Annotated in this window: 14 protein-coding genes; 6 read left to right on the top strand and 8 right to left on the bottom strand. The window is 65.2% G+C overall.

Translation table 11 applies throughout. The annotated features are described in order from the left end of the window. Positions 1-145: 145 nt before the first annotated feature. Complete coding sequence (gene ampC, locus GYA94_RS05215; RefSeq protein ID WP_110675954.1) at positions 146-1,288, bottom strand: class C beta-lactamase; 1,143 nt, start codon at positions 1,286-1,288, stop codon at positions 146-148. Positions 1,289-1,407: 119 nt separating this feature from the next. Between ampC and GYA94_RS05220 the strand changes: the two genes are divergently transcribed. Continuing rightward, positions 1,408-2,442 carry a bile acid:sodium symporter family protein gene (locus GYA94_RS05220; protein WP_110675956.1) on the top strand — a complete coding sequence of 345 codons (1,035 nt, stop codon included), beginning with the start codon at positions 1,408-1,410 and terminating at the stop codon, positions 2,440-2,442. Here the strand turns inward: GYA94_RS05220 and GYA94_RS05225 are convergent, their stop codons facing one another. Further along, positions 2,443-3,003 (bottom strand): TetR/AcrR family transcriptional regulator, encoded by a 561-nt coding sequence (locus GYA94_RS05225; RefSeq protein WP_161891917.1) that lies wholly within the window; start codon positions 3,001-3,003, stop codon positions 2,443-2,445. Positions 3,004-3,092: 89 nt separating this feature from the next. Here GYA94_RS05225 and GYA94_RS05230 point away from each other — a divergent pair, with 89 nt between their 5' ends. After that, positions 3,093-3,824, top strand: a complete 732-nt coding sequence (locus GYA94_RS05230; protein ID WP_029884833.1) for an SDR family NAD(P)-dependent oxidoreductase — start codon at positions 3,093-3,095, stop codon at positions 3,822-3,824. Between the two features lie 26 nt (positions 3,825-3,850). Beyond that, the gene (locus GYA94_RS05235) at positions 3,851-4,465 is read left to right on the top strand and encodes a 2-hydroxychromene-2-carboxylate isomerase (protein ID WP_110676009.1); all 615 of its coding nucleotides are present in this window, start codon (positions 3,851-3,853) and stop codon (positions 4,463-4,465) included. Here GYA94_RS05235 and GYA94_RS05240 read toward each other — a convergent pair. The 5 genes from GYA94_RS05240 to GYA94_RS05260 form a co-directional block, all read right to left on the bottom strand. After that, positions 4,402-4,719 carry a DUF7693 family protein gene (locus GYA94_RS05240; protein ID WP_154211170.1) on the bottom strand — a complete coding sequence of 106 codons (318 nt, stop codon included), beginning with the start codon at positions 4,717-4,719 and terminating at the stop codon, positions 4,402-4,404. The genes GYA94_RS05235 and GYA94_RS05240 overlap by 64 nt on opposite strands. 4 nt (positions 4,720-4,723) lie before the next feature. Further along, positions 4,724-5,269 carry a cupin domain-containing protein gene (locus tag GYA94_RS05245; protein WP_003248033.1) on the bottom strand — a complete coding sequence of 182 codons (546 nt, stop codon included), beginning with the start codon at positions 5,267-5,269 and terminating at the stop codon, positions 4,724-4,726. A gap of 81 nt (positions 5,270-5,350) precedes the next feature. After that, a complete protein-coding gene (locus tag GYA94_RS05250; protein WP_054904386.1) occupies positions 5,351-6,556 on the bottom strand; it encodes an MFS transporter in 1,206 nt (401 codons plus the stop codon). A gap of 72 nt (positions 6,557-6,628) precedes the next feature. After that, the gene (locus tag GYA94_RS05255; RefSeq protein ID WP_009685430.1) at positions 6,629-7,162 is read right to left on the bottom strand and encodes a cytochrome b; all 534 of its coding nucleotides are present in this window, start codon (positions 7,160-7,162) and stop codon (positions 6,629-6,631) included. Continuing rightward, entirely contained in the window at positions 7,159-8,205 is a 1,047-nt protein-coding gene (locus GYA94_RS05260; RefSeq protein ID WP_110675960.1) for a catalase family peroxidase, read from the bottom strand. Before GYA94_RS05260 ends, GYA94_RS05255 begins: the two co-directional genes overlap by 4 nt. Before the next feature lie 128 nt (positions 8,206-8,333). Between GYA94_RS05260 and GYA94_RS05265 the strand changes: the two genes are divergently transcribed. Next, a complete protein-coding gene (locus GYA94_RS05265; protein ID WP_009685428.1) occupies positions 8,334-8,855 on the top strand; it encodes a sigma-70 family RNA polymerase sigma factor in 522 nt (173 codons plus the stop codon). Next, positions 8,852-9,604, top strand: a complete 753-nt coding sequence (locus GYA94_RS05270) for an anti-sigma factor family protein (protein ID WP_110675962.1) — start codon at positions 8,852-8,854, stop codon at positions 9,602-9,604. Before GYA94_RS05265 ends, GYA94_RS05270 begins: the two co-directional genes overlap by 4 nt. Positions 9,605-9,673: 69 nt before the next feature. Here GYA94_RS05270 and xthA read toward each other — a convergent pair whose 3' ends face one another. Continuing rightward, positions 9,674-10,486, bottom strand: a complete 813-nt coding sequence (gene xthA / locus GYA94_RS05275; protein WP_029884839.1) for an exodeoxyribonuclease III — start codon at positions 10,484-10,486, stop codon at positions 9,674-9,676. A gap of 162 nt (positions 10,487-10,648) precedes the next feature. Here xthA and GYA94_RS05280 point away from each other — a divergent pair, with 162 nt between their 5' ends. After that, positions 10,649-11,299, top strand: a complete 651-nt coding sequence (locus GYA94_RS05280; RefSeq protein ID WP_110675966.1) for a GNAT family N-acetyltransferase — start codon at positions 10,649-10,651, stop codon at positions 11,297-11,299. Positions 11,300-11,308: the final 9 nt, after the last annotated feature.

Below are 11,308 nucleotides of genomic sequence, written 5' to 3' on the forward strand. Positions count from 1 at the left end.
AGACCGTCTGGAATACCCTTGCCACCGCCCCCGATCAGGGGGACGGCTTCATCATGCACAAGGGCGATGAACGGCGTCAACCATTTTGTAGTGAATATTTTTTTTCACTACATAGTGTCGATTTGTTCGACAATCCGCGGCCTTTCTACAGGCCGGAAAGGATCGCAAAGGCGGCACGGACCCGGGCCTCATTGGGGTAATTGCGGTTGGCCAGCAACACCACCGCCAGCTGTTCGGCGGGCACGAACGCAGCGTAGGCACCAAAGCCATTGGTGGAGCCGGTCTTGTTGTACCAGGCCGCAGGCAGCGCCGGCTGGGCTGGCTGCAAGCGCGTGACTGGCTGTGGTTCACGGATCAGCCTTGGGCTGTTGCCATCGACCAGCGTGTCCAGTGCGACCGGGTAGGGGTAGCGCTCCCAACCCAGGCCCTGGGTCATGGCGCCGACCTGAAAGTAGCCTTGGCGGGTAATGCTCAAGGCTTGCTGCAGCGCCGGTGGCAGGCCCTGCGGTTGCAGGTGCAGGCGCACGTAGCGCAGCAGGTCGCGGGCGCTGGTCTTGATCCCGTAGGCTTCGTCGGCATAGGGGCCGGGGCCGACGCGTACCGGCTTGTCGGCGGCATCGTAACCTTGTGCGTACAGGCCCTGGGTGCTGGCGGGCACCTGCAGATAGGTGGCGCGCAGGCCCATCGGTGCCAACAGCCCTTCGCGCATCAGTGTCGAAAACGATTGCTGTTGTGCGCGGGCGGCCAGGTCGCCGAACAGGCCCAGGCTAGGGTTGGAGTAGCAGCGCTGGGTGCCGGGTTTGGCGCGTGGTTGCCAGTGCCGGAAGAAATCGACGACCTGCTGCGGCGTCTGGACGTCATCCGGGAACTGCAGTGGTAGGCAGTCCGCGCTGTAGGCACCGAGGTCGCGAACGGACGCCTCGCCAATAGGGGCGCCTGCCAACGCCGGGTGGTAACGCTTGGCCGGCGCCGACAGGTCCAGCTTGCCCTGCGCGCTGGCCAGCGCGGCCAAGGTGGCGGTATAGGTCTTGCTCAACGAGCCGATTTCGAACAGCGTGTCGCGGCTTACCGGCACGTTGTCGGCCTTGCTGGCCACGCCGTAACTGAAATAGTGCGCATGGCCGTGGGCATAAATGGCCACGGCCATGCCGCTGATGCCTTGCTCCTGCATCAGCGGGCGGACGACCTGGTCGACCTTGGCCTGCAGCGGGTCGTGAGCCTGGGCGGTGGTATGGCCCAAGGCAAGCGTGATGGTGGTGGCAATCAAAGCCTTGCGCAAGCGCGGCATGAGCGGTTCCTTGTGTGCTTGGTGTCCGTTGAGCGATACCCCAGGGGGTTCCGGCGTTAGCGCTAAAAAGCCGGAAACCTTATCGTCTGCCCTTGCACAATGACAAGACGGGAGCCGTGATGAAGTATTTGCGCATGCTGTTCGACAATTTCACCCTGGCCTTGCTCGGGGTGGTCTGCATTGCCACCGTATTGCCTTGTTCGGGCGACGGCGCGGTGTACTTCGGCTGGCTGACCAACCTTGCCATCGGCCTGCTGTTCTTCCTGCACGGTGCCAAGCTGTCGCGTGAGGCGATCATCGCAGGCGCCGGGCATTGGCGCCTGCACCTGCTGGTGTTCTCCTGCACGTTCGTGCTGTTCCCGCTGCTGGGGTTGGCGTTCAAGCCGCTGTTCGTGCCACTTGTAGGCACTGAGCTGTACCTGGGTGTGCTGTACCTGTGCGCCTTGCCCGCAACCGTGCAGTCGGCCATTGCCTTCACTTCGCTGGCCCGCGGCAACGTGCCGGCGGCCATCTGCAGTGCGGCGGCGTCCAGCCTGCTGGGTATCTTCCTCACCCCATTGCTGGTGGTGATGTTGCTGGGCGCCAGTGGCGATACTGGCTCCGGCCTGGATGCGGTACTCAAGATCACCTTGCAACTGCTGGTGCCATTCGTGGCCGGGCAGATCGCGCGGCGCTGGATTGGCGCCTGGGTCAAGCGCAATGCCCGCTGGCTCAAGGTGGTCGACCAGGGGTCGATTCTGCTGGTGGTGTATACCGCCTTCAGCGAGGCAGTGGTGACCGGCCTGTGGCACACGGTTTCGTCGCAGCACCTGGCCGGGTTGTTCGCGGTATGCGGCATTCTGCTGGCGGTGGTGTTGTTCGCTACCCGCCTGTTGGGCAAGGCGCTGGGCTTCGACCTCGAGGACCGTATCACCATCCTGTTCGCCGGCTCGAAGAAAAGCCTGGCCACCGGTGTACCCATGGCGCAGGTGCTGTTCGTGGGCAGTGGCATTGGCGCGATGATCCTGCCGCTGATGCTGTTCCACCAGATCCAGTTGATGGTGTGCGCGGTGCTGGCGCAGCGTTATGCCAGCCGTGAGCAAGGTTTGCCAGAGGCTCTGGCAGGCGCTGAACGTGCTGCGGCGGGCACTCGCCAACCCCCAGCCAACCCGTGATCAGTCGCCGTCCAGCGCGCGTTCGACAAACGCGCGGCTGGCGCCAAGCACCTGGCCTTGCACGCTTTCGCTGACCAGCATGCGGCCAACCAGCAGCGCGCCCACGCACTGACTGATCAATACCCAGGCCAACTGCTCATCCTCCAGGGTGGCGCTCCAGGCCTGGTGCAGCTGCAGTAACCAGTGCTCGGCCACTTCCCGCACAGGGGCGTCAGCGCGGGCTATCTCCACCCCTAGCGGCGGCAACGGGCAACCCTGCTCGGCGTTGCGCAGGTGTGCCAGGCTAAGGTATTGCTGCAGGCAGCGGGCCAGCCGCTCGCGGCTGGCACCTTGGTTGGCCAGCCGGGCGAGTGGGCTGTTGCAGAGTTCCTGCCGGACTACCTCGGTGAACAGGTCATCCTTGGACGGAAAGTGGTTGTAGAACGCCCCCCCGGTCAGGCCAATGGCTTTCATCAAGCCGGCAACGCCCGTGCTGGCAAAGCCCCCGCGCTTGGCCAGTGCGCCGCTGCTGGCGAGCAAGCGCTCACGGGTTTGCTGCTTGTGTTCGTTCGAGTAGCGCATGGGCGTGCCTCTGCAAGACGGCTTGACGAAAGCCGGCATCGTAGCATAGCGTTCGTTTACTAAACGATCATTCATCAATGGGTGCAGGCATGTCAGAACAACAAAAAGTCGTGCTGGTGATTGGTGCGGGGGATGCCACCGGCGGCGAGATTGCCAAGCGTTTTGCCCGCGAGGGCTATATCGCCTGTGTCACCCGGCGCCAGGCTGACAAGCTGCAGCCGTTGCTGGAAGAAATACGTGCTGCCGGTGGCCAGGCCTACGGGTTCGGCTCTGATGCGCGCAAGGAAGACGACGTGGCGGAACTGGTCGAAACCATCGAGCGCGATATCGGCCCGATCGAAGCCTTTGTGTTCAACATTGGCGCCAATGTGCCATGCAGCATTCTGGACGAAACCCCACGCAAGTATTTCAAGATCTGGGAAATGGCTTGCTTCGCCGGCTTTCTGACTGCCCAGGCGGTAGCGCGGCGTATGGTCCGGCGCGAGCGCGGCACGCTGCTGTTCACTGGCGCCACCGCCGCAACTCGTGGCGCGGCCGGTTTTGCCGCCTTCGCCGGCGCCAAGCATGGGTTGCGCGCATTGGCCCAGAGCATGGCCCGCGAGTTGGGGCCGCGCAATATTCATGTCGCCCATGTGGTGGTGGACGGGGCCATCGACACTGCCTTCATTCGCGACAGCTTCCCCGAGCGCTACGCCCTCAAGGGTGAGGGTGGCATCCTGAACCCTGCACACATCGCCGACAGCTATTGGTTCCTGCACGCCCAGCCCCGCGACGCCTGGACCTTCGAGCTGGACCTGCGGCCCTGGATGGAAGGCTGGTAAACCCTTTTCCCTGCAAGGACATGACCATGCACAAGCACGTCGATTTCTACTTTGACCTGGGTAGCCCAGCCAGTTACCTGGCCTGGACCCAGCTGCCGGCGCTATGCGCCCGCCACGGGGCAACGCTGCACTACCGGCCAATGCTCCTGGGCGGCGTATTCCAGGCCACGGGCAACGCTTCGCCAGCGATGATCCCCGCCAAGGGGCGCTATATGTTCACCGACCTGGCGCGCTTTGCCGCCCGCTACCGGGTGCCGTTTGGGCTGCCGCCGGCTTTTCCGGTCAATACGCTGCACTTGATGCGAGGCGTCATGGGTACGCAGTTACGCGCGCCGGAGCGTTTCGAGGGGCTGCTGGCGGTGTTGTTCAAGGGTTTGTTTGCCCAGCAGCGCAACCTGAGCGATGTGGCGGTACTGGACGCCACCCTGGGTGAAGACGGCTTTGACCCACACGCGTTTCACGCACTGGCAGCAGATGACGAAATCAAGGCAGCACTGCGGCAGGCGACCGAGGTAGCGGTGCAGCGGGGGGTATTTGGTGCGCCGACGTGCTTTGTCGGCGAAGAGATGTTCTTCGGTCAGGACCGCCTGGACTTCGTCGAGGCAGCGCTGCAGCAGGGGGCGAGCAGCCTTTCCAGCTGAGTGCGTTCCCACTGGCTGAGCAGATCGCAGGGGTTGCTGCCATACCGTTGCCAGGCATCAAGCCCGGCCTGCGCCCCGCACGGGGCCGTGCAGTGGATGCACTGGGCAAGGCCCTCGCTGTCCAGCGCGAGGGTCAGTTGCCAGCCGTCGATGATCACGTCCACCAGGGCGTGGTCATGGCGCTGGGCTATCGACAGGGTATGGATACCGAGCGCTGCGTCACGCAGGCGTTGATAGACCACCCGGCTGTTCATGCCGTCAGAAGTTCGCCGGGGTATTGGCGCTGATGATCTCGGCCTCGTCCGGGCCGATGTTCTTGAAGCTGTGCGGCAGGGTGGTGGGGATGTAGTAGCCATCACCCGAGTTGAGCACGCTGACCTGGCCGTCGACCCACAGCTCCACAGTCCCCCGCGTGACCAGCCCGCATTCTTCGCCTTCGGCATGCACGATCGGTTCGCCGGAGTCTGCGCCCGGCGCGTACAGCTCACGCAACATGCGCATCTGCCGGCCTTCGACACTGGCACCGACCAACAGCATGCGCAGGCCGTTACGGCCCAGGTCTGGCTGTTCGCCGCCGCGGAACACGTAGCGCTCTTCACGTACCGGCTCGTCGAAGCTGAAAAACTCCGCCAGGCTCATGGGAATGCCTTCGAGTAGCTTTTTCAAGGAGCTGACCGAAGGGCTCACGCGGTTCTGTTCGATCTGCGAGATCGTCGAGTTGGTCAGCCCGCTACGGCGGGCCAATTCCCGTTGGGAGAGGTTGTTGCGTTCCCGCACCAGTTTGAGTCGCGTCCCCGTGTCCATAGCCGCCTTGTAATCAGAGGTGTTTAAAATAACGAGCGATGCGCATTAAAACATACTCTGCCGCGTTGCGCGCTGTGCTTCTCAACGCCTTTGTTCACGCGGGATTGGCCACAGCCCGACCAGCAACAACAGCGTTGCCACGGCCAGGAATGGCAAGCGCGGGTCCACGGCATAGACCAAGGTCCCGGCCAGCGGGCCGATGACCGCGCCCATGCCCTGGGCTGCACCAATGGAGCCGGCCGTGGCGCCTTGCTCGCCGGCCTGCATGGCATTGGCGGCCAGGGCCGAAAACGCCGGGAATACAAAACCCATGCCCGCCGCCGCCACAAAGTAGCAGGCCCATAGCCAAGGGGCGGTGGTCGCCAGCGCGCCGCTGGCAAAGCCCAGCGCCGAAACCGTGGCACCGACCCGGATCATCTTCAGCGGTGGCCACTGCAGCTGGCGTAGCAGGACCTGGGCCAGCATCAGCGCCACACCCACGGTGGTGAGGGCAATGCCGGCAGCCTGGGCGGCCTGGGCTGGCCCCAGGTGCAGGCGGTCAAGGGCGAAGAAGCCGACGGTGATCTGCGACACGGTCACACTCAGCATGGCGCTGAATGCCACCAGCAACGGCCGGCGCAGGCGGGGGTCGTTGAGCCTGACCGGGGTGGGTGCGTGGCTGTGTGCAAGCGCCTGTGGCTTCAGGGCCAACAGCAGCACCACGAAGGCACTGGCAGGGAGTAGCGACATGACCAGAAACGGCAGGCTCAGGCTATGCCGCGCCAACAGCGCTGCCAGGGCTGGGCCGACCACCAGGCCCACGGCGTTGGCGGCCCCCAGCGAAGCCATGGCCCGTGCCCGCTGCTGCGGCCCGACATGGTCGGCGATCAGGGCGTTGCAGCCGACCGGAATGGCGGCATAGAAGGCACCGATGCAACCGCGTGCGACCATCAGGCCGATGAAGGCCATTGTTGCACCTGGCATCCAGCGCAGTGCACCTTCGACAAACAGGCACAACAGCCAGTAGGCCAAGGTGAAACCCGCGCTACCCAGCAGCAATACGCGCCGGCGGCCAAGGCGGTCAGCTGCGCGGCCCCAAGGGCGGGCCAGCAATACCCAGACCACGCCGGCCACGGTAATGGCGGCGCCGGCTTGCCAGGTGGCCATGCCCAACTGGCGGGCGATCGGGCCGATCAAGGCGACGAAGGCCATCATCGACATCGTACAGGCCATGTTGGCCAGCAGCAGCGGGCGTAGATCGAGGGTGCTGGCTGGGCTGAGCGTTGCAGGATCCTTTGCGAGGGTCATGGGGTTTCCAGGGCAGTAGGGCCGGTGACAGCCGGTCATTGATGGAGGTCGACCGCCCTGTGCTGCCTCAGGTCATTGATTGCGGCGCAGGGGGCCAGGCCACATGCTACGCAACACGCCGTCGCGGCGCACCCAGGCATGCATCAGCGCCGCACCGACATGCACCAATACGGTGGCGAACAGCAAGTAGCCCGCCCAACCATGGGCCTGGCGCAGCACGGCATACAGCTGCAGGTTGTGCGGCGCGATCGCGGGCAGGCCCAGCGGGCGCGGGTAGTCGCCGGCAGACAGCATGGCCCAGCCCAGCAGCGGCATCGCCAGCATCAGGCCATAAAGCGCCAGGTGCGATGCGCCGGCAGCCCAGCGCTGCACGGTTGGCAGGTCTGCAGGCAGCGGCGGGTGGGGTACGGCCAGGCGCACGCCAATACGCAGCACGACCAGCACCAGCAACGCCAGGCCGGTGGCCTTGTGCAGGCTGATCAGTACAGGGTGGCGCAACGACAGGTCGGCAACCATGGTCACGCCGATGAACAGCATGGCCAGGATCAGCACGGCCATCAACCAATGCAGCGCGCGGGCAAGGGGGTGGAAGGCTTCGGGCTTCATGGGCGGGCTCCGGTGCCGAGCGATTCACGGCTGCGGCGGTTGAAAGATTCCGAATAGGCGGCGGAACGGGCGGCGAGGATCGGGTCGTTGGAGGCTTCGATACCTTGCGGCAGGATCAGGGGGTCGAAGTTGATGTCGCGGCAGGCCCCTTGTTCGGGCCCATCGACCTGCTCCAGCACCAGGGTGCCGGCGTCTACGCTGCGCCGCTCGGCAGGCCAGGGCTGGGCCGGGTCATCCACCGCATCGCCCGGTTCCGCCAGCACCAGGCGCAGGGTCCAGCGCAACGGGCCTTGGGCCAGGCGCTGCTGCAAGTCGTGCTGGAGGAACAACTTGTCGTCGACCTGCCCAGGCAACGCGGCGAACGGCGTCTGTGGCTCCAGCTGCCAGCGTACCGGGTGGGCCGCGCCGGCTGCGTCGATCAGGCGGAAGGCGTTGATGCTGTGGTACTGCGTGCTGGCGAAGCTGTCACTGGGCTTGTAACTGGCCGCCCATTGACGAAACGCTGCGCTTTCCGGGTGCGCGGCGAAGAACGCCTGCAGCTTGGCCGGGTCGGGTTTGCCGGTGGCATTGACCGGTGCGCTGGCCAGCACCTGCTCGTAGAACCCTTGGGGGTTGCTGACGGCAAGCACCGGCGGGTTGTTCATGCCGGTGCGCCAGACCTGGCCGTCATCGGTGCTCAACTCAATTGCCAGGCTGCGGACCGGTATGCTGGTGTCCGGGGCGAACGGGTTGGCCCCGCCGATGGCGAAACGGCCAATGACCGGCACCCGTGGCTGGCTGAATGCGCGTGCCGTGGACAGGCTGGCTGCCTGGCCGCTGGGCTGGAAGTAACCACTGACGCACAGCCCCTTGGCGTGGTTCTTGCGGTAGCCGGGGTAGTGCCCGGCTTGGGCTTCGAAGGTGTCGATGATGCGTTGCGGGGTCAACTGCGGTTGGCCCAGCCAGCCAGCGGCATACGCGAAGCCGGCACCTGCGGCCAGCATCACGGCGCCGATGGCGGCCAGGCGCAGGGCCTTGGCCGGGCCGTGCAAAGGTGAGTTCATGGTGTGCGTCCGGTTCAGTGAAGGTGCCAGTACGACGGGGTAGCGCGCTATTTATTCCCACGGGGGAATAAAATAGGCCTGCACGCGTCTGCCCCTTACACTGACTGCCCCATAGGCCGGACCTGACCATGCACGACCTGGACAACCAGCAGTGGCGCGAACTGCTCGCCCGCTTGCGCCGCTTTGCCGTATGGCTGACCCGTGAACCGGGCAGCGCCGACGACCTGGTGCAGGCTACCGTCGAGCGCGCGCTGAGCCGACGAGACCAGCAACGCGACGCGCAGGCGCTGCGTGCCTGGCTGTTCACCATCCTTTATCGCTTGTACCTGGACGGCAAACGCCGCGAGCGCCTGCATGCGCGCTGGCTGTCCTGGTTCGGCCGTGCCGAGCGCGATGACGAACCCGTTGGTGACAACCTCGAAGCGATCATCCTGGCCCAGGCCGACTTGCAAGCGTTTTCCCGGCTGAGTGCCGAGCAGCGTGCCTTGCTGCTGCTGGTCAGCGTCGAGGGTCTGAGCTACAAGGAGGCCGCCCAGGCCTTGGGCATTCCTATCGGCACGGTAATGTCGCGCCTGTCGCGGGCGCGCAATGCCTTGCGTGAACTGACCGAAGGCTCACCCCAGCCACCGGCCTTGCGGAGATTGAAATGACGCGCCTTATCCCCACCGAAGATGAACTGCACGCTTACGTCGACGAGCGCCTGGAGCCGGCGCGGCGCGCCGAGGTGCAGGCCTGGCTGGCGGCCAACCCGCAGGCGGCGGCACGTGTGGAAGGCTGGCGCGCCGATGCCCGGCGGCTGCGCACGGCGCTGGCCGGGCTTGGCGAGCCAGCCGGTGCCCCCGCGCTCGAGCTGGGCCAGCTGCGGCGGCAACTGCGCCAACGCCGGCAGCGGCGCTGGGCGGCGGCAGCGGCCATGGTGCTGGCCCTGGGTGTAGGGGGCTTGGGCGGCTGGCAGGCCCGCGATGCCACCCTGGCCAATGCCGAGCTGCCGATGGCCGATGCCGTGCAGGCGCACAAGTTGTTCGCCGCCAGCCAGGCGCTGGATATTCAGGCCAGCGACCCGGCCCAGTTGCGCGATTGGCTGGGCCGGCACTTCAACCGTGTCGGGCAGTTGCCAGACCTGGCGGGCTATGGCTTCAGGCCGGTGGGGGCGCGGTTGCTCAGCAACGAGCAGGGGCCCGCAGCCTTGCTGGTGTTCGAGGACGGCAAGGGCCAGCGTATCAGCCTGTTCATGCGTTCACCCAGCGAAGGCTTTCAGCGCATGCCGAACGGGCAACGGGTCGATGGCCAGTTGGAGGCGCGGTACTGGTCGCATGGGGCGTACAACTTTGCCTTGGTCAGCGCGGCGGACGATGTGCGTGGGGCGGGGGTAGGCGAGGTGCTGCGCCTGGGCTTGTAACCCAGGCTTTGCCGGCGCGGCCTTGTGTCGCGATCGAGCCGCCCCGGCAGGCATGTTGCGCTCACACGGTCAGCTCAACTCAAGCCAGATCGGTGCATGATCGGACGGCTTTTCCATCCCGCGCAGTTCATAATCCACGCCTGCTGCCTTGATCCGCGGCACCAGCGCGTGCGAGGCCATGATCAGGTCGATGCGCAGGCCGCGCTTGGGCTCGTCTTCAAAGCCGCGGCTGCGGTAATCGAACCAGCTGAAACGGTCGTTCACGTCCGGGTACAGGTGGCGGAAACTGTCTACCAGGCCCCAGCCTTTCAAGCGCTCCATCCATTCGCGCTCTTCCGGCAGGAAACTGCACTTGCCGGTCTTCAGCCAGCGCTTGGCATTGTCCGGGCCAATGCCGATGTCGCAGTCCTGCGGCGAGATGTTCATGTCGCCCATCACCAGCACTGGCTGGTCGTTGCGGAACTGGCTTTCCAGCAGTGCCTGCAGGTCGCTGTAGAAGCGCTGCTTGGCCGGAAACTTGGTGGGGTGGTCGCGGCTTTCGCCTTGGGGGAAGTAGCCGTTCATGATGGTGATCGGGTTGCCCTGGGCGTCGGCGAAGGTGCCCCAGATGAAGCGGCGCTGGGCGTCTTCTTCATCGCCGGCAAAGCCTTTGTGCAGGCTGAGCGGCGCCTGGCGCGAGAGCAGGGCGACGCCGTAGTGGCCCTTCTGCCCGTGGTAGTGCACGTGGTAACCCAGCGCCTGCACGTCGGCCAACGGGAACTGCTCGTCGCTGACCTTGGTTTCCTGCAGGCCGATCACGTCTGGTTGGTGCTTTTCGATCAGCGCTGCCAGCTGGTGCGGGCGGGCTCGCAGGCCGTTGATGTTGAAACAGACGATCTTCATGGAAAGACAATCCCGGTAAAAGGCGCGATGCTAGCGGACATCGCCGGCGATCACCAGCGTGGCGGGGCAGGAGGGCTGCTGCTAACGTGCTGTAAGGGTGGAACGAAGCGCGGAGCGCAACCTCCAAGGCTCTGAACGCCCATTCCAGGAGGTCTGCCCGCAATGCCCGAAACCACAGCCGCTCCGGCCCGTGTCTGCCTGCTCGATGATGGTTACAGCCGCGAGGTACGTTCCCTGCTGTACAACGCCTACCGGCACGAACCCACTTTTGCCTATATCTTCGAAGCCCAGCGCCCAGGCTATGAACGGCGCCTGCGGGTGATGGTGCGTGAATGGGTACGCCAGCACTTCTACCTGCAACTGCCTGCGATCGGCTTGCTGGTGGACGATCGCCTGGTGGCCGTGGCCCTGATCGTGCCGCCGCTGCGCCGCTTGGGTGTGGCGGACAGTTGGGCCTGGCGCCTGCGCATGATGCTCGGCACCGGCCTGCGCTGCACGCGGCGCTACATGGACTACCAGGCCGCTTTGTCGACCTGCCTGCCCAGTGATCAGGTGCATGTGCTGCCACTGCTGGGGGTGCACCCGCAGTTTCAAGGCAAGCAGTACGGCGAACAATTGTTACAAGCTGTGCATGACTGGTGCGCCGACGACCCCGGCACCCAAGGCGTGGTGCTGGACACGGGCAATGAGCACTATCTGGCGTTTTACCAGCGCCAGGGTTACGAGGAAATTGGTGAGGTGGCCATAGGGCCGATCCGGGAACGGGTATTCTTTCACCCAAACCCGGTGGCTTCGACATCCGCTTTAGCCTGAACAGGCCGC

Source organism: Pseudomonas juntendi, assembly GCF_009932375.1.
GTDB classification, from domain to species: domain Bacteria; phylum Pseudomonadota; class Gammaproteobacteria; order Pseudomonadales; family Pseudomonadaceae; genus Aquipseudomonas; species Aquipseudomonas juntendi.

Bases quoted from the DNA above. Each gene is read 5' to 3' on its own strand.
- GYA94_RS05230 (WP_029884833.1), top strand. From the start codon at position 3,093: ATGTCAGAACAACAAAAAGTCGTGCTGGTGATTGGTGCGGGGGATGCC.
- GYA94_RS05270 (WP_110675962.1), top strand. From the start codon at position 8,852: ATGACGCGCCTTATCCCCACCGAAGATGAACTGCACGCTTACGTCGAC.
- GYA94_RS05250 (WP_054904386.1), bottom strand. From the start codon at position 6,556: ATGACCCTCGCAAAGGATCCTGCAACGCTCAGCCCAGCCAGCACCCTC.
- ampC (WP_110675954.1), bottom strand. From the start codon at position 1,288: ATGCCGCGCTTGCGCAAGGCTTTGATTGCCACCACCATCACGCTTGCC.
- GYA94_RS05265 (WP_009685428.1), top strand. From the start codon at position 8,334: ATGCACGACCTGGACAACCAGCAGTGGCGCGAACTGCTCGCCCGCTTG.
- GYA94_RS05280 (WP_110675966.1), top strand. From the start codon at position 10,649: ATGCCCGAAACCACAGCCGCTCCGGCCCGTGTCTGCCTGCTCGATGAT.
- GYA94_RS05260 (WP_110675960.1), bottom strand. From the start codon at position 8,205: ATGAACTCACCTTTGCACGGCCCGGCCAAGGCCCTGCGCCTGGCCGCC.
- GYA94_RS05220 (WP_110675956.1), top strand. From the start codon at position 1,408: ATGAAGTATTTGCGCATGCTGTTCGACAATTTCACCCTGGCCTTGCTC.
- GYA94_RS05245 (WP_003248033.1), bottom strand. From the start codon at position 5,269: ATGGACACGGGGACGCGACTCAAACTGGTGCGGGAACGCAACAACCTC.
- GYA94_RS05235 (WP_110676009.1), top strand. From the start codon at position 3,851: ATGCACAAGCACGTCGATTTCTACTTTGACCTGGGTAGCCCAGCCAGT.
- GYA94_RS05225 (WP_161891917.1), bottom strand. From the start codon at position 3,003: ATGCGCTACTCGAACGAACACAAGCAGCAAACCCGTGAGCGCTTGCTC.
- GYA94_RS05240 (WP_154211170.1), bottom strand. From the start codon at position 4,719: ATGAACAGCCGGGTGGTCTATCAACGCCTGCGTGACGCAGCGCTCGGT.
- GYA94_RS05255 (WP_009685430.1), bottom strand. From the start codon at position 7,162: ATGAAGCCCGAAGCCTTCCACCCCCTTGCCCGCGCGCTGCATTGGTTG.
- xthA (WP_029884839.1), bottom strand. From the start codon at position 10,486: ATGAAGATCGTCTGTTTCAACATCAACGGCCTGCGAGCCCGCCCGCAC.